At 38.6% G+C, this 16,468-nt stretch carries 20 protein-coding genes; 4 read left to right on the top strand and 16 right to left on the bottom strand.

What is annotated here, in order from left to right; translation table 11 throughout:
* Nucleotides 1–27 precede the first annotated feature (27 nt).
* Together ACKWCF_RS15585 and ACKWCF_RS15580 are read left to right on the top strand one after the other, a co-directional pair.
* Nucleotides 28–324, top strand: coding sequence for a hypothetical protein (locus ACKWCF_RS15585; RefSeq protein ID WP_409478531.1), 297 nt, complete (start codon nt 28–30; stop codon nt 322–324).
* 11 nt (nt 325–335) lie between these two features.
* Nucleotides 336–695 carry a hypothetical protein gene (locus tag ACKWCF_RS15580; RefSeq protein ID WP_409478530.1) on the top strand — a complete coding sequence of 120 codons (360 nt, stop codon included), beginning with the start codon at nt 336–338 and terminating at the stop codon, nt 693–695.
* 6 nt (nt 696–701) lie between these two features.
* On the opposite strand, the gene ACKWCF_RS15575 is transcribed toward ACKWCF_RS15580, so the two are convergent.
* Nucleotides 702–1,670 carry a hypothetical protein gene (locus tag ACKWCF_RS15575; protein ID WP_409478529.1) on the bottom strand — a complete coding sequence of 323 codons (969 nt, stop codon included), beginning with the start codon at nt 1,668–1,670 and terminating at the stop codon, nt 702–704.
* Nucleotides 1,667–2,107, bottom strand: coding sequence for a hypothetical protein (locus tag ACKWCF_RS15570; RefSeq protein WP_409478528.1), 441 nt, complete (start codon nt 2,105–2,107; stop codon nt 1,667–1,669). Before ACKWCF_RS15570 ends, ACKWCF_RS15575 begins: the two co-directional genes overlap by 4 nt.
* A 96-nt stretch (nt 2,108–2,203) precedes the next feature.
* Between ACKWCF_RS15570 and ACKWCF_RS15565 the strand changes: the two genes are divergently transcribed.
* Both ACKWCF_RS15565 and ACKWCF_RS15560 read left to right on the top strand, forming a co-directional pair.
* Entirely contained in the window at nt 2,204–3,436 is a 1,233-nt protein-coding gene (locus ACKWCF_RS15565; RefSeq protein WP_409478527.1) for a DUF6531 domain-containing protein, read from the top strand.
* Nucleotides 3,429–3,842 (top strand): hypothetical protein, encoded by a 414-nt coding sequence (locus ACKWCF_RS15560; protein ID WP_409478526.1) that lies wholly within the window; start codon nt 3,429–3,431, stop codon nt 3,840–3,842. The genes ACKWCF_RS15565 and ACKWCF_RS15560 overlap by 8 nt, the downstream gene beginning before the upstream one ends.
* Here the strand turns inward: ACKWCF_RS15560 and ACKWCF_RS15555 are convergent.
* The 14 genes from ACKWCF_RS15555 to rpsB all read right to left on the bottom strand — a co-directional run bounded on the left by ACKWCF_RS15555 (nt 3,839) and on the right by rpsB (nt 16,406).
* Nucleotides 3,839–4,363, bottom strand: a complete 525-nt coding sequence (locus ACKWCF_RS15555) for a hypothetical protein (RefSeq protein WP_409478525.1) — start codon at nt 4,361–4,363, stop codon at nt 3,839–3,841. The genes ACKWCF_RS15560 and ACKWCF_RS15555 overlap by 4 nt on opposite strands.
* A gap of 71 nt (nt 4,364–4,434) precedes the next feature.
* Nucleotides 4,435–5,922 carry a hypothetical protein gene (locus ACKWCF_RS15550; protein WP_409478524.1) on the bottom strand — a complete coding sequence of 496 codons (1,488 nt, stop codon included), beginning with the start codon at nt 5,920–5,922 and terminating at the stop codon, nt 4,435–4,437.
* 53 nt (nt 5,923–5,975) lie between these two features.
* Nucleotides 5,976–6,650, bottom strand: coding sequence for a polyphenol oxidase family protein (locus ACKWCF_RS15545; RefSeq protein WP_409478523.1), 675 nt, complete (start codon nt 6,648–6,650; stop codon nt 5,976–5,978).
* The gene (locus tag ACKWCF_RS15540) at nt 6,647–7,636 is read right to left on the bottom strand and encodes an RluA family pseudouridine synthase (protein ID WP_409478522.1); all 990 of its coding nucleotides are present in this window, start codon (nt 7,634–7,636) and stop codon (nt 6,647–6,649) included. Before ACKWCF_RS15540 ends, ACKWCF_RS15545 begins: the two co-directional genes overlap by 4 nt.
* Entirely contained in the window at nt 7,614–8,279 is a 666-nt protein-coding gene (locus ACKWCF_RS15535) for a helix-turn-helix domain-containing protein (protein WP_409478521.1), read from the bottom strand. Before ACKWCF_RS15535 ends, ACKWCF_RS15540 begins: the two co-directional genes overlap by 23 nt.
* A gap of 6 nt (nt 8,280–8,285) precedes the next feature.
* Complete coding sequence (locus ACKWCF_RS15530; protein WP_409478520.1) at nt 8,286–9,059, bottom strand: AAA family ATPase; 774 nt, start codon at nt 9,057–9,059, stop codon at nt 8,286–8,288.
* An 18-nt stretch (nt 9,060–9,077) separates the two neighbouring features.
* A complete protein-coding gene (gene tsaB / locus ACKWCF_RS15525) occupies nt 9,078–9,785 on the bottom strand; it encodes a tRNA (adenosine(37)-N6)-threonylcarbamoyltransferase complex dimerization subunit type 1 TsaB (protein WP_409478519.1) in 708 nt (235 codons plus the stop codon).
* A gap of 5 nt (nt 9,786–9,790) precedes the next feature.
* Nucleotides 9,791–11,449 (bottom strand): RIP metalloprotease RseP, encoded by a 1,659-nt coding sequence (gene rseP, locus ACKWCF_RS15520; RefSeq protein WP_409478518.1) that lies wholly within the window; start codon nt 11,447–11,449, stop codon nt 9,791–9,793.
* Nucleotides 11,450–11,519: 70 nt separating this feature from the next.
* The gene (locus ACKWCF_RS15515) at nt 11,520–12,344 is read right to left on the bottom strand and encodes a phosphatidate cytidylyltransferase (RefSeq protein WP_409478517.1); all 825 of its coding nucleotides are present in this window, start codon (nt 12,342–12,344) and stop codon (nt 11,520–11,522) included.
* Nucleotides 12,325–13,083: an isoprenyl transferase gene (locus tag ACKWCF_RS15510; protein WP_409478516.1), complete on the bottom strand. Its 759-nt coding sequence runs from the start codon at nt 13,081–13,083 to the stop codon at nt 12,325–12,327. Before ACKWCF_RS15510 ends, ACKWCF_RS15515 begins: the two co-directional genes overlap by 20 nt.
* A 7-nt stretch (nt 13,084–13,090) precedes the next feature.
* The gene (gene frr / locus ACKWCF_RS15505; RefSeq protein WP_409478515.1) at nt 13,091–13,648 is read right to left on the bottom strand and encodes a ribosome recycling factor; all 558 of its coding nucleotides are present in this window, start codon (nt 13,646–13,648) and stop codon (nt 13,091–13,093) included.
* A 56-nt stretch (nt 13,649–13,704) separates the two neighbouring features.
* Nucleotides 13,705–14,418, bottom strand: a complete 714-nt coding sequence (pyrH, locus tag ACKWCF_RS15500) for a UMP kinase (protein WP_409478514.1) — start codon at nt 14,416–14,418, stop codon at nt 13,705–13,707.
* Nucleotides 14,419–14,526: 108 nt separating this feature from the next.
* Complete coding sequence (gene tsf / locus ACKWCF_RS15495) at nt 14,527–15,441, bottom strand: translation elongation factor Ts (RefSeq protein ID WP_409478513.1); 915 nt, start codon at nt 15,439–15,441, stop codon at nt 14,527–14,529.
* Between the two features lie 29 nt (nt 15,442–15,470).
* Nucleotides 15,471–16,406 carry a 30S ribosomal protein S2 gene (gene rpsB / locus ACKWCF_RS15490; RefSeq protein WP_409478512.1) on the bottom strand — a complete coding sequence of 312 codons (936 nt, stop codon included), beginning with the start codon at nt 16,404–16,406 and terminating at the stop codon, nt 15,471–15,473.
* Nucleotides 16,407–16,468: the final 62 nt, after the last annotated feature.

Genomic DNA, 16,468 nt, shown 5'->3' with positions numbered 1-16,468 from the left:
GTTCTTTCAACAAGAGGAGTCATCACCATGGCCAAACAACCATCATCACTTTCTGAAGCTATTGAAAAGCTTGAAAATGCCAGTCATGGAAAAGTTCAGGATTTCAAAGAGATTTTAGAAAAAGATTATAACGAACTACGCAAAACATTAGATGACCTTAAGCCGTATCTTGATGATCTAAAAAACAATGTAGAATCTGAAGTTAAAAAAACAAAAAACCAAGTTGAAGGCAAAGTAAAAGAAAACCCGTGGGTTGTCTTGGGTTTAGTAGGCTTAATTGCTTTTGTTATTGGTTGGATCTTTGGTCAACGCAAACAAGATTAGTGTAAAATAACATGAGATGGGTGCGAAAACTTATTACATACTTTTTAGGGCAAGTGGCATATCAATATGCTTTTGGCCAAGTTAAAAAGAAAGCGCTATTAATTTACTTAAAAACGCTGCAAGCCACTCGTCGCAGCATCATTGCAGCTTTATCTGTATTTTTTATTCTGCAATTAATGATTTTTGGCTTCTTAGGTGCAGTAATTACCGCTGTGTGGTTGCTACCAGAAGATGTAAATACTAAGCTTTACATCTTGTTAGGCTTTTTTGGATTTCTATTCTTAATTCCGTTGACCGGACTTTGTATTTTTCTTTCAGAGAGAGTTTGGTTTCGCGCTTCAGGTGCTGAACAAATGCTGAAAGAATCTTAAAGTATTTTATTCTACATAGTCAGCAGCGTAGACAACTGATCTGAAAATATCTTCTGGAACATAAACGTAACCGCCTTCACAACGAACTTTGTAGTGGCGGTCGCATTCAGGCCCCCAAGAATTTTTTAAAATGTATTCACATTTCCCTGTAGAAGGATTCATTTTTCTTCCGGCTAAAGTGATAGCGTGGCGCGGTTGGCTGGATATACTTGATCGACCAAAATTATAAAGTTTATCCATTTTTAGTGAGAGTGAAATAGGTTGCTTCTTTGAAAGTACGCTATCAATTTCATTAAACTGTGAACCTGTTAAAATTTCGTTAGCTGCACCAGGGTTACTTAAACTTCTAAACCGTAATGGTGTGGTTGCTTTAAATCTTGGTTCGCAGGCCTCGTTGGCAATCTTAGCACCCACATTCATTAAGTTACTTTGGTTAGCTGTATTCTGAATATCAGCAATAGTTACACCGGGAAATATTTTTTGAATTTGAGAAAACTTAGAGCAACTTGCAGATCCAGCATCACTTAAACTGTATTCTTGAAGGCTAAGTTGATTTAAATTCACTAAACCGCGAAATAAATCACGGTCGGTGCGAAAATCATTCGAATTAATTTTGTTATCTTCGCAAAACCCAGCGTCTTGTGAATAACTTAAGGCGTAGCGAACAAAACCACCGCTAGCAATGTCATCTTTTCTGTCGCTGTTGATTTCATTTAAGTATTTGGCGTTCAGACCTTTACGATACATCAGTTCATCACGACGTTTTACGTATTGCATGGCAATATCTACCGGAGAAACACGTTTACCTAATTTAAATGAAAGAATATCTGCCGCTGTATAAGCGTAGCAAAAGCCTGCGCCATCTTGGTTTAAAATTGGTCCTAATTGATCGCGTAAGTCGACCGGTTCGCACGAGCCAGCTTGAGAAAAATTAAATGATAAAATTACAGAAAGAAATGTTATTAAAGATTTCATTTTTCAAGGTCTCCTTCTAAATCGCGCAAGAAACCTGTTGAAACATATGAAAATTTATCTTTAGTAAAACATAAATCGACGTTTTGGATTTTTTTACCTTTAAATTCAATATCAGCCATCTCTGCATTAAATCCTAACTCTTTGCAGATTTGCCCACCGGGGCTTCCGACAACAGCATCTTGAATATCAACTTCGCCTCGGCTTTTTAAAGCTTTCGCGAACTCACAACCATCAGCACAATTTTTTTCGAAAAATTGACCGTATTCATTTTGGCAAAGATGAGCGACCACGGTAACCGTATTTGTTTTGGTTTTAGTAGTAATTTTTCCTTCGGCACAGTTTGAAGTATCGGCTGCAGAAGTGGTTAATGCCGCAAATAAAATAAATAAAAATCCAGTCACTGTTTTCATATATTTAATGGTACGGGTAAACATCATAAAAGAGAACCCCACCAAGGCTCGACATCGGGCCAGAAATCTAGAAATTGTTTCACTGGTCTATCTATATTTTAGAAGAGGAATAAAATAGATAATGTGAAAAACAAAATATTTTTTATAACGTTATTCGTGGGCTTGTCTGTATTTGCCGAAGTAAATCCAATTAGCGGTGAACTTTCATTTAATACTACGGATCTAATCACTAAAGAAGCGCTGACGGCATTTCGCATTCAGCGTGAATATAATCATAAAAGAAAAAGTTTCGGAATATTTGGAAACAATTGGTGTTCACAACTAGAAGAAACAGTTGTTAGAGCTAACGCCGGTTTAGAAATTCGTAAATGCGGCCAAGTCACTTCAAGTATGTTCACTAAAGTTGAAGACGGTTACGCCAATAGCGCCGGTACAGAAGTGATGAAAGAGCTTCCGAATAATGCAGGCTATATGCGTATTTCGGATAAGTATATTTTTGGCTATAACGATCAAGGGTTATTAAGCTTAATCGCTTTAAAAAGCCAATATGAAAAACCATTTGTGCGTATTTACTACAATAAATACGGCATGATTGACAGGGTTGTTCATAATGGCAAACAGCACTACTTTTTTATCTACGCGAAAACTGAAAAAGTCGTAGAAAAAATTGAAGGCCCTAAAAAAATCAAAGTGCTGTATAGCTACGATAAAAACAACAATTTAACTTCTGTTGAAAATGCCTGGGGTAAAAAATTAACCTACGCTCATGATAGCCAATGGCGTATTACTGGCTTTGCGTTACCTGATGGCAGTCAGTACACAGTGACTTACGATGCGAAGTTAGATGCCGTAAGTAAATTAGCTGATAATACTAACTGCGGCCGTGAATTCACTTACAAAATGAATGTGAATAATGCTTCGCTAAATGCCACGGTCAAAGATATTTGTGGAAAGTCTACAAATGAATTTCGTTCGGCAAGTTCTCCGTTATTTTCAAAACACCGTGTAGAAAAAGATTCATTATTTCGTGCGCCAACAGTTATCAATGAAAGTCTTTTAGATGCTAAAGCCGGTTGGAAAACAATTGATACTAAAGAAGCCCGATGGGAATACCAAGAAAATCATTTAGGCTACGTCAGCGAAGTTAAAAAAACAAATTTAGCTACCAAGGCAAAAAAGACTTTAACGACTAAATACGTGAACGAGCGATTAGTTGAATTAGAGTTAAAAGGTGAAAGCAAAGTAAACTTTAAATATAGCGCCGGAAAACTTAAATCAATGGATGCAAAAAATTACGCCGCTTTCGAACTGTTTACCGAATTTCTTTTAGTCAAAAATGGAGCTAACAATGAATAAAAAAATCATAGTCGCCATTTTAGCGTTATTTTTGTTACAAGCCCCGCAAGCTCAGGCTGGTTTTTTTGATTTCTTTAAAACTAAAATTGCAGCTATCGGGTTAGCTCTGGCTAATATTTTTCGCTCAAATAGTCCGCCGCGCGTAGTTTCTGACGATACAACAGGGAATACTACAACTGGCGACAAAATTTCTCAAAGTAACAGCTTTTTAGGTGAAGATCCGAATAATTATAAGACTAGCACGGAGCTAGTGGAGCAACCATCAACAGCAGATTGTACGCCGATTAATTTAGGGCACCGTTGTTCTTATGCAGAAAATGACCAAGCCAAATCGAGCAGCTGTTTAAACCCAGTTGCAGTTAAAACAGGTTCTAAAACAAGCGGTACCGGCAGAACGGGAAATTAATTTAAAGAGATACGGTATGTGCCATTGGCGCGCATACCTTGATCGACAACCTTGCCGTCGATTCTGATAACTTCTAAAAATTGAAGACTTACATCAAAAACACGTGCACGTAATGCTTGTAAATCCAGAGTTACTTCTTGAGAAAACTTAGCTGTATCTAAAGTTACACGCGCTAATAAAGCTGTGGCTTCAGTATTTGTGATCGCCAGACTGGCTTCGATATTTTCGTAGCTGATCACATGACCATTATTTTTATAAATTTGTTTTTCGGCTAAAGCGTAAGGAACCAAAGCCATTTGACCTTCAAGACGAAGACAAACCAAAGTGTCGACTTGTAAAGTTAAAGCCGTGGCAGAAATTTCTTTAACTGCTAAACGATAAGCGCGTAAGCCCGCATCACCAGTTTCATGGCAGCGAGCTACGGACCCATTGGGTAAGACGTCAGAAATTGGCGATTGAAAAGCTTGAACTGAAATTGCAGAAAGCAGTAATGCAGCAGAGATCACGAAATTTTTTAACATTTTACACCCCATAAATTTTAAAAAACTCTATAAGGTAAAAATAGCTGATTTATCTACTAAAAAACAAGCAATTACTTGGCCTTCATCGCCTTATCAATATCAAACATATACATATTAGGATCGGTATAGTTTTTATAATCACCTTCACGGTCAGTGAATGGAGGGAAAGCTGCATTTGTTGGCCCTAAGACATCCACGACAGCTCCTGAGTAAGCTAACACGCTATAACCATCATTACAGTTTGAAGTTACGTTTTCTAATCCTAAAGGAAGTAATTTGTATTTTGGATTTTGTCCGGCATTGGCCTCAAAAGGTGGATATAACTTTTCACCACCACCAGCCGGTTCTTTTAATAAACTGATGTTTTCACCTAAAGCCACAGCGTACATACCTTTTACAGGATAAATTCCGTGTGAACCTTTTGCAGCAACGGCCAAGATACGGCCATTTTCAGTAGGCACTTTTGGCATATTTAAATAGGCGCGGCCACCTTTCCACTCTTGAATACGGTTACCCGAAGAATCAAGTTGGGCCATTAGCTGATTAGCTAGGTGGGCTCCGTAAATTACGAACACAGGTTGGCGTGATTTGTTTAAAACAACAGTTAAACTTTCACGATCAAGAATATGTGAAGCGGCAACAGGCTTGTTGATTGTGCCGTTCTTTGTATCGAAAGCATAAAAGAAGTGATAGTTGATGTAGATATAAGGCGAAGACATCGGAACAACTTTTACAGTTTTGTCACGAGTCACAAACGTCGTTTTTTTGTGTTCAAACACTGAATAATAAACCGCTAAGTGGTTTTTACCAGAACGGAATCTTAAACGCGTTTCTTTATCATTTGATAAACCTGATTTAATCACTGAATCAGCATTTCCGTAGTATGGAAGAACTTTGTCAAATTCACCGTAGTTAAAATTAACAGTGAATTTGTGGCCGCGGCTGAACATATTTAAAAAACCAGATTGCGTATTTTTATTAGTAATTAGAAATGGCTCTGCATTTAATTGCGGATCAACTTCTGTTTTATTGAAAATATATTCTAAAGTAGCGGGGAATGTTTCTTCACCTGTACTCATTTCCATAACTGGCGCGTATTTTTGCGCTAACATTTCGCGTTCTTCTTTAGAAATCGTATTTTCTTCTGGATCAATTGCGAAAACTTTTTGTTTCCAAAAAACTTTGTCGCCATCATCAGATAAAGTAAAATTATAAATTCCGCTGCGTGTAACTGGAACTTCAACAATAAAAGGTTCTTTACTTACAGTTGCGGCCGCCACGTCAGTGACATTTGTGAAAGCATTAGAGCCGTCAGCATCTTGAATAATTAAATCTTCGAAAGTGACTTTAACATTATAGGCATCAGATAAATTGAAAAGATTTGTAAAATTATCTAGCTGAACTTTAATTTTTCCGTTTTTGTTTTCAAGAACAGTAAATGCCGGTGGATTTTTTTCTGAAATCGGGCATTGTGCAATGTTAGAAGGGTAGCGGTTTTGGTTGTCAAAAGACGTGCAAGCCGACATTAAAACAGTAGCTAAAAGTAAAAGTTTTTTCATACTTTTAGTATCTCAAACGAGAGGTAAATTAAAAGACTAGGTTTAAAAGAGTCTTACGACTTAAGTCTGGCAATAAAACTTAAATTGCGCCCGCTGGTTTGTTTGTCACGGCGGTAAGAGTGAAGACGCGTGTCTGACACAGTGTCAATTGTTAACTCGTGTAAATGAAATGGAATTGCGACCGATTGAATCTGCTTTTTCACAATAGTTTTTAGATCAATATAAAATTTACTATCACGAGAAATAAAAACCTGCGCATCAGGTTTTTCAGTGTGTTGAAGGTAAACTTTTTCAAGCTGCTCTTTTACATCAAGATCAACCTCAAAACTTTTTTGCAAAATATGCGGTCCCACAAATATTTCAGCTTCTTGCATTTTCGCTGACACAAAAGATTTAGGGGTGATTTGATTTTCAACGCCGCGCCAGCCAGCATGAATAGCTAAAATTAAATTTTGCTTTTTGCTATAAGCCAGCAGCGGAATGCAATCAGCCGTTTTCACAACTAAAGCCACATTGTCTTCTTCACTAAAATGCGCATCAGCAATGGTTTCGCCGCTATCGGGCGATGATGGAACACAAACATCGGTGTGCTTTTGATGAACTGTACGAAAAGAAAGTTCTGGGTAAGCCTGTTTGATTTGATCTAACGTGGCTGAATTTTTGCCGAAAAAAATTAGGTAACCGTCTTTTTCTTGGATAAATCCTAAATCTGTTTCGGTAAAACTCATAAAATAAATCCCCAAGATTTAATTTTTTCAAAATCGGCTTTAGGCCAATCGATCATAAACTTCATAGGCTCTTTAGTTTTAGGATGCGTAAAACCAAGTTCAGCAGCGTGCAGATAAAATCTGTTCACACCATGCTCTTTGGCTTTTTTAGTTGAATAACCGTAAGTTATATCACCCACTAACGGATGGCCTAATTCGGACATGTGCACACGAATCTGGTGTGTGCGGCCTGTTTCAAGTTGTACACGCACTAAAGATTTAGACTGAGAGCTTTGTAAAGTTTGATAGTGCGTAACCGCCCATTTACCTTTTTCAAAAGTTTCATCAAATTCTGTGACGATACGATTATTTAATCTAATAGATGCAAATTTTTTACGATCGTTTGGGTGACGGGCCAAGTAACTTTGAAGTGTGCCTTTACCCACACGCGGGCGGCCATCAACTACAGCGTAATAAATACGATGTGTGGTTTTATTTTTAAATTGAATTGATAAGTTGTCGTGCGCTTGATCGTTTTTAGCAACAACAAGTAAACCACTTGTTTCTTTATCGATACGATGAACGATGCCCGGGCGTTCTTCGTTTTTCATCGACAGATCTTTGGTATGAAAAAGAAGAGCATTTACTAACGTATTTTGCTCATGACCTGCAGACGGGTGAACCACTAAGCCCGCAGGTTTATTAATCACAATCAGATCGTTATCTTCAAAGATAATGTCTAATTTAAAATCGTACGGTACTAATTCAGTCGGTTTAACTTCAGGAATAATAATATCAATGATGTCTGATTCTTTAAGGGCGTACGACGCTTTTGTGCGTTCATTGTTAACGGCGATGTAACCCTTTTCAATCATGTTTTGGGCGTAACTACGGGTTGAGATAATCTCTTTAAAGAAAGGTTCTTCCACCAACACTTTATCAAGTCTTAAACCTGCGTAGTCGGCGGAAACGGTATAGGTGATTTTATTTTGTTTTTGTTTGCTCAAGTTTTGACTTGTAAAGCTTCATGTAAGATTCAGCAACTTGTTTCTCGTTAAGGCCTAACGTTTTTGCAAATTGTGTTACGTAACCACGAACAAATACCGGAGCCGGTAAATTTTCTGGTTCCATCTTTTCTAGAGCTGCTAAATACCAAGGATTAACTTTAGTTTTTTCATGAAGAAGTTCTAAAGAATACTGTTTGTATTCACGAACTTTTTTAAGAAAGTCGCCATCCCAGTCAGCACAAGATTCGATTTCAGTTTCTAAAGCCTGATTTTTTTCGTAAGCAGGTTTTTCAGATTCCGATGCATCAACTGGAGCTGTTTGCAGCAAACTGTTTTCATTGAAAAGTTCGTTGCTGGCTTTTTTCACAGCATCTAATGAAAGATCAGACGCTGAATATGATTTAGATAATAAACGTTTTTCGTAAATGTTGCGGTAGTTCTGATTGCTAAGAACAGAATAAGCTTCTTCGATTAAATCGCGTAGGGCAGAGGCTTCTGCTTCAGTAAATACGCTGTACAAAGCCGCGTTTTGAGCAGAGTAAGTTCTTTTTGCTTTTTCGTAGGCCACAGTAATCTCATGTTGAGTTGCTGTGTTTGGGACTTCCAAAATTTCGTAATAATTGTTCTTAGAATCTGTGCTCATCTTAAATTATGATACGGCCCGTAGTTCACTTGGATCAATCAATTGTTTACAGATTTTGTAAAAATCATGACAGACCTCGGAATACGGCATCAATGCAAAAACATTTTGCAAATTTGATGTGCTCATAAATGTAGATTGCCACACGGCATTATCAAAGCGAATCGCGGCCGAAAAACGTACGTTGATATCGTGTTTTTTGAATAGAACCGATTCTAATGATTTTCCTAAGCCTTGATGTTGTGAAGAACGACAAAAATTAGCCAAAAGATGTAAGTTTTTCGTGTTTCCATCATGGGCTACATACTGTTCAACGAACGAATATGTTTTTTCGACTGATGTTGGTTCGCAGTTGGTAACAATAAAATTGCGGTCTGCGTAAGCCATTAAACTAAAATTAGCTTTTTGTGCGCCGGGCCCCAGGTCGAAAATAATTACATCATAATCCAATTTTTTAAGCTGCTCTAACAGAGCATCCACTTTGAAAGTGCAAAGTTCTTGGCCTAATTGCGGAACAATAAAGCCGGGAATAAAATCTAAGTTTGGAAAAGTTGAACGCACGATCATGTCGCGGCAGCCGTCAGCTGATGAAGTTAAACCATCAACGATCGATTTTTTAAATTCTTTTAAGCCCAGAACTGTGTGTAAGTTAGCGCCTGAAATATCAAAATCAACTAACAAAACTTTTCTTCTTAATTTCGCTAAACTGATTCCAAAGCCTGAAGCGACGAATGTTTTGCCAACGCCACCTTTACCACTAGCCACACACCAAATTTCTGCCATGTTGAACTCCCGAAGATACTACAGAGGTTGATACTTGATTCCGTTCAAGTTCTCTTCGGCTTCGGACGCTCTTAAGTAAAGAGGTAAAAGTTTTGACCAGTGAAAAAATTTATTTTCTAGACCTGCTAAGTGACCGACTGCAACTGCTGTCGGATAGTCGTGAGCATTTTCATTGCGGATTAATTTATCCGGACAATTTTTTGTTAAATAATTTTCGTACGCAGAAAATGCATCGCCGACAAATAAAATAGGTTTCACGATGAATGAATCTAATTCTTGAACGCGCACAACTTGCGGAGGTCTTGTTTCAACCAGAGAATTATTTTCGATTTTATAGGTGGCGATATACACCATATTTTTAAAAGCATTGAGTGCGCAGGCAATTTCAGTCTGATTCAGTGAAAGAGCTAGATCTTTGTTCAGGTAAGCTAGACTTTTTAGGCTATCAATACCGGCCATGTCTTTATTAAAAATTTCAGAAAAAGTTTTAATAGTATTAAAACTGATGCGAATGCCGGTGAAACTTCCAGGCCCAAGTCCAGTCACAAAGTGATCGACATCTTTAAGTGAAATTTTAGCTTCAGCAAGGCAATCTTGAATTAAGACATTTAAGGCTTCAGCGTGCGAACCCTGGCGGAACAGCGACTTTTGTGAAAGCAGTTGGCCATCTTTATGAATGGCCACACTTCCAAGTAAAGTGCTGGTCTCGCAGGATAAAATGATCATAGAATTTAGCTTTTAAAAATAAACTTCGTGAAGTCGTTAAATAGCGCTAACACCATTAAACCCATTAACAGAGCAAAACCGATTTGGTGGGCGATCTCTAATTTTCTTCCACTTAGTGGTGAACCTTTCACGATTTCAATAGCATAAAACACTAAGTGTCCGCCATCTAAAACCGGAACCGGAAGTAAATTTAAGATAAATAAACTGATCGATAAGATACCCATCGTCATTAAGAACTGCTGTAAACCCATCGCATAGGCATCAGAAGCGGCTTTACCGATAGAAATCATACCACCGATGTTTTTATGTGATACTTCGCCTTGGAAAAGGCGTACGAATGACATCACTGTCATCACTGAAATATCCCATGAACGGTCAAAACCTTTCACTGTGGCAGCGATTAAAGAGTCTTCAGACACTGTAACTAACTCAGGTTGCGAGATGTTCATCATCGGCATAATACCGATAGTGTAACGCTTGTCTTCTTTGCCTAAGTTCGTCATTTGTGAAGTCACTAGCGGCGTGATTTTTTTCACGATCTCAGTGCCTTCACGAGAAATTTTAAACTCTAAAGCGTCTTTTCCGTCGTAGCTTTTGATTGTTGTTAAAACGTTTTCCCAAGATTCCATTGGTTTGCCGTTAATAGACACGATCTTATCGTGCTTCATTAAATCAGCCTGCGCTGCTGGAGAGCCTGGAACGATTTGTTCTAAGTATAATTCTGTATTTTCAATTCCAAGATCAGTAATGGATGCGATTTTTTTATCAGCAGGTAAGTTTAAAGTTAACTGAACAGTTTCTTTTTTATCATTTGTGGTACGTTCAACAGTTAAATTTGACGTTGCAGCTTGTGTTAAACGAGTCAGATCGTTCCAAGATTGCACTTTACGATCCGCGACTTTGGTAATTTCATCACCCGTGCGAAGACCGGCTTTGAAAGCATCTGAATCAGGTCTAACCGCTACTAGAGTACCTTTTGTATAAGGCATTACTCCAGTGATTGAACCGATTGTTTTTGTGCCGGCAAAAATATTTGGGTTATCAACGCTTGCTACTTGCGCTGCTACTGTGCGTGGCTGTTCGCCATCTTGCTGCACTTCAATTTGCGCTGTTTGGTTTTGTGTTTGGTTTAAAGCATTTTGAAATTCTTCATAGCTTCTAACTTTTGTGTTGTTCACACTTAAAACTAAATCTTGTGATTTTAAACCAGCGGCTTCAGCAATTGAACCTGTTGTTACTTCTGAGATGCGGGCTGCGCGAGTTTCTTCGCCAGTGTAGGCAATAAAACCAAACACTAAAATCGCGAACAAGAAATTCATTAACGGGCCTGCAAACACAATCGCGATACGTTGCCATACTGATTTGTGTGTGTAAGATACGGCGCGATCTTCAGCTGCGATGCTTTCAGCATCTGTAGATTGTTCACCGAACATTTTTACATAGCCACCTAATGGAACAATAGAAATACAGTAAGTGGTGTAACCTTTTTTATAACTTAATATTTTCTTACCGAAGCCTAACGAAAAGACTTCAACGCGAACCCCGCAAGCACGGGCAACTAAGAAGTGTCCTAACTCATGGACAAAAACTAAGATCCCTAAAAGAATAACAAATGGAACAACGTTAGCGTAAAGATAACCTAAAGAACTCATAATAAAATTCATGCTAAAACCCTCGTGGTTTAAAGCATTATTTTAGCATTTTCTAAACTATTAGGTAACTAGATGTGGTGTCTTAAGACCAAAGACTATGATAATTCGCAGCAAAATAAAACAAAGGTGAAGCTAGCAGGACCCCATCGATTCGATCTAAGACACCGCCATGGCCCGGCATAATCGTTCCTGAGTCTTTTACACCAGAAACTCGTTTAATAAGAGATTCGAAAAAATCCCCGATTTGGCCTAATAAACCCCCGAAAAATCCACAGGCTAAAAGCACTGGTAAGGCCACATCAGTCAGAATAAATGAAAAAGCGTAAGCTGCTAATGTCGAGAAAATTAAACCGCCGATAGCACCTTCTAAGCTTTTCTTAGGTGATAAACTGGGAGCTACTTTTTTGTTACCCATTGTTACACCAAATAGGTAAGCGCCGATATCACCGGCAAAGATCACCGCTAAAAGACAGAAAAACCAGTACATGCCTTTTTGTGAATACACAAGGCCACTGACGATAGCTGGAATAACTGCTGTATAGATTGTACCGAAAGCTGATTGTGAAACGTAATCAAAGATCGTTTGCAGATCGTTGAATTTTTTATGAAACACGATACCTACAACAACGCTGGCCGCGAAGCTAAGTAAGATAAAAAACATCTGAAAGTCTTTTGTAGGTACTAAGGTTAAAAGTAAGAAAGTAGCTAAGTTAATTAAAACAAAAGCGTAAGTGGCAAATTTAGGGTAGTGAGCTTTAAAAACCATACGCGCGATTTCGTAAGAGCCACGTACTGAAGCAAAAAGGATTAAAGCGTAAGTTCCTTTTTCGGCAAAGAAATAAACCATTCCGATTAAGATGAACAAAGCAACAAGTGCCGACAGGGTTCTAGAAATTAAGTTCGGCATGATTTTTTTCTTTTTTGTTAAATAAAGTTTTTAAAACACCTTCGATACGGCCAAAGCGGCGCGAGCGGTTTTTAAAATCAGTTAGGGCTTTGTTCAAATCGTCTTCTTTGAAGTCAGGCCATAAGATATTTGTAAAATATAATTCGCTGTACGAAGCCTGCCACATCAAAAAATTTGATAAGCGGTATTCACCGCTTGTGCGGATAATTAAATCCGGATCAGGGCAGTGAGACGTCATTAAACGTTTATTGATCATGTCTTCGTTAATTTCATTTAAGCTGATCACGCCGTCTTTAAGATCAGTCGCGATAGATTGAACAGCGCCAATCATTTCTTGGCGTGAGCCGTAGCTAATCGCAAACGTCAGTTTTAAACCTGAACAGTGAGCAGTTCTTACTTTGGCTTCGTTAATCAGACGTCTAACGTTTGTGGGAACTTTAGATAAGTCACCGATTGTATGAAATTGAATATTATTTTTAATAAGGTTTTCAGTTTCGCGAACTAAATAACGCTCCATCAGCTTCATCAACACAGAAACTTCTTCTTGTGGACGGAACCAGTTTTCAGTCGAGAAAGCGTATAAAGTTAAATTCTGTAAACCCAGGTTCGCTGCGTGAGTGATAATTTTTTTCGCTACACGCACACCTTTAACATGTCCAAATGTACGGGGGCGGCCGCGCAGCTGTGCCCAGCGACCGTTTCCATCCATAATGATTGCGACATGTTTGATTTGCGACATTAAAACCTTAGATTGTAAGAATTGATTTTTCTTTTTCGTCAGTTAACTGATCAACTTTTTTGATTGTGTCGTCAGTTAATTTTTGAATGTCTGCTTCGCCTTTTTTAGCTTCGTCTTCTGAAACAGCTTTATCTTTTAAAAGCTTTTTAACTTCTTCGTTGGCATCACGGCGGATTAAACGAACAGCTACACGAGCATCTTCAGCGATTTTTTTAACTTGTTTAGCTAAGTCTTTACGACGCTCTTCAGTTAAAGCAGGCACTTTTAAACGGATAACTTTACCGTCATTGATTGGCGCCATACCGATATCAGATTTAACGATACCCATTTCGATTTCTTTTAAAATTGAAGTTTCCCAAGGAGCGATTAAGAAAGTTGTCGCATCTGGTGTAGATACAGAAGCTACTTGGTTTAATGGAGACAAGTTACCGTAGTAATTTACACGAACGGCATCAAGCATAGATACTTGAGCTTTACCTGTACGAACTTTTTTTAACTCTTCAATTAGCGAGTTAACTGCTTTTTCCATTTTCGCTTTTGCGTTTGTTTTTGAAGTTTCGATCATAAATTTCTCCGATCTTCTTAATTATTTAAACAATAAACTAAATTAAACTGCACTCTTTATTTTACAACTGTGCCAATATTCTCACCAGCAACGGCTTTTAAGATGTTGCCTGGTTTAGCTAAATCAAAAGTCATAATTGGTAATTTGTTATCCATACAAAGGCTGATCGCCGTTGAATCCATAACTTGTAGGCCTTGTTTTAAAACTTCGATGTAGCTGATTGTATCGTATTTTTTTGCATCAGCGTGTTTTTTCGGATCTTTATCGTAGATACCGTCAACTTTAGTGGCTTTCATAATAACTTCGGCGTTGATCTCCATAGCTCTTAAAGAAGCTGCTGTATCAGTTGTGAAGTAAGGGTTGCCAGTACCTGCACCGAAGATCACAAGACGACCTTTTTCAAGGTGGCGAATCGCTTTACGGCGGATGTAAGGTTCTGCAATTTCAGCCATTTCAATCGCTGATTGTACGCGTGTAGGAATTCCGGCTTTTTCAAAAGCGTCTTGAAGCGCTAAAGCGTTGATACATGTAGCTAACATACCCATGTAATCAGAACTTGCACGATCCATGCCCTGAGCTGAAGCGGCTACACCGCGGAAGATATTACCACCACCGATAACAACACCGATTTGCACACCAGTATCGAAAGCGGCTTTAACGTCTTGAGCGATTTGAGCAATCACTTGAGCGTTGATTCCTGTTCCTTGTGCGCCAGCTAAGGCCTCACCACTAAGTTTAAGTAAGATGCGTTTGTAAACAGATTTTGCCACAGGAATCCTTTCGGTGATGAATGAATAATTTTTGCTTGGATAATTCTATGTGAGTAAAGCTCACAAAAAAAAAGCCCTCCGAAGAGAGCTTTTTTATTTTGCTCGGTCTTAGTGACCTTGCATTGAAGCAACTTCAGCTGCGAAGTCGTTCACTTTTTTCTCGATACCAGCGCCTAATTCAAAACGTGTGAAGCGTTTGATAGTTAATTCGCCACCAGCTTTTTTACCTGCTTCTTTAGCGTAAGCAGAGATAGTTAAGTCTGGGTTTTTAACGAACGCTTGGTCTACTAAGCAGTTCTCAGCTAAGAACTTACGGATTTGACCTTCAACGATTTTTTCGATCATTTCTGGTTTTTTACCTGATTCTAAGTTCTTTTGTTTTAAAATTTCTTTTTCTTTAGCAACTGTTTCTGGATTCATATCAGCAGAAGATAAAGCCATTGGGTTCATCGCAGCGATATGTAAGCAAACGTCAGAAGCGAAAGTTTTTGCATCAGCAGAAGAAGCAACAGCAGCTGTAGAGCCTTGTACTTCGATCATTACGCCGATTTTACCTTCACCGTGGATGTACGTGTGAACTAAACCAGTGTCGTTAGTTGTGTACTTTTCAGTACGACGGATAACGATGTTTTCACCGATAGTAGCAACTGCATTTTTAAGAGCGTCGCCAACAGTAGCACCTTTGAACGGTTGAGTTAATAAATCACCAGTAGCTGTAGAGTTGATAACGTGATCAACAACTTCATTTACGAAAGCTTTGAAGCCATCGTTACGAGCTACGAAGTCAGTTTCAGAGTTAACTTCAACAACAGCAGCTGTTTTACCAGTAGTTTTAGCAGCTACTGTACCTTCAGCGGCAATACGGTCAGCTTTTTTAGCAGCTGCAGATAAACCTTTTACGCGTAACCATTCAACGGCAGCGTTAAAGTCACCTTTAGATTCTTCTAAAGCTTTTTTACAATCCATCATACCTGCGTTTGTTTTTTCACGCAGTTCTTTAACCATAGATGCAGAGATAGACATGCTTTTCTCCTTTACGATATCAGCTGAGATTACTCAGCTGAATCATCCTTTTTCTCTTCGTTTAATTCTGCTTCGATTTCAACTAGGTCAGCTGTACCAGCAGCAACTAATTTACGAGATTTGTTAGCTTTAACTACAGAAGGGCCTGCGCCTTTAGCTGGAGCTGCTTTTTCTGCGCCAGGTTTAGGACCACGAGGACCACGTTTAGCTGGAGCTTCAGTCGCTGCAGCTGCTTCTTTATTGTCAGAAGCTTTGTCAGTCATAGTGCGAGCTTTTTGTTCCCAAACTTTAGCACCTTCAACGTAAGCATCAGCGATTAAGTTAGAGAATAATTTGATAGAACGGATAGCATCGTCGTTACCTGGAATTGGGTAATCAACTAATTCTGGATCAGAGTTAGTATCTGCGATAGCAACAACTTTGATACCTAATTTTTTCGCTTCTAATACAGCGATGTGTTCTTTAGGAAGATCTACTACGAACATAACCGCAGGAATTTGTTTCATTTCGCGGATACCTTCTAAGTATTCAGTTAAACGGATGTATTCGTTATCTAAACCAGCGCGCTCTTTTTTAGTTAAAAGATTGAAATCGCCTGATTCTTTCATTTTGTCGATTTTACGTAAACGATCGATAGATTGTTTGATCGTTTCGAAGTTTGTTAACATACCACCTAACCAACGTTTTGTAACAAAGTATTGGCCAGATTTTTTAGCAGCTTCTTGGATTGGTTCGATAGCTTGTTTCTTAGTACCAACCATGATCATTGTTCCACCTTGAGCAGCGATTTCTTTTACGAAATCCGCAGCTTGGTTAGCGCGAACAACTGTTTTTTGTAAGTCGATGATATGGATTCCACCGCGAGCTGTGTAAACATACGGTTTCATTTTTGGGTTCCAGCGTTGTGTTTGGTGACCAAAGTGTACGCCAGCGTCTAACATTTCTTTCATGGTAACTTGTGCCATGTGTATTCCTTTTTTTCTGGTTATGCCTCCGGGTGGCAGAGCTCGTGGGGTTGTTCCCCATG

The organism is Pseudobdellovibrio sp. HCB154 (assembly GCF_046267985.1).
GTDB lineage: Bacteria > Bdellovibrionota > Bdellovibrionia > Bdellovibrionales > Bdellovibrionaceae > Pseudobdellovibrio.
This window is presented reverse-complemented; position numbering and strand designations above follow the sequence as displayed.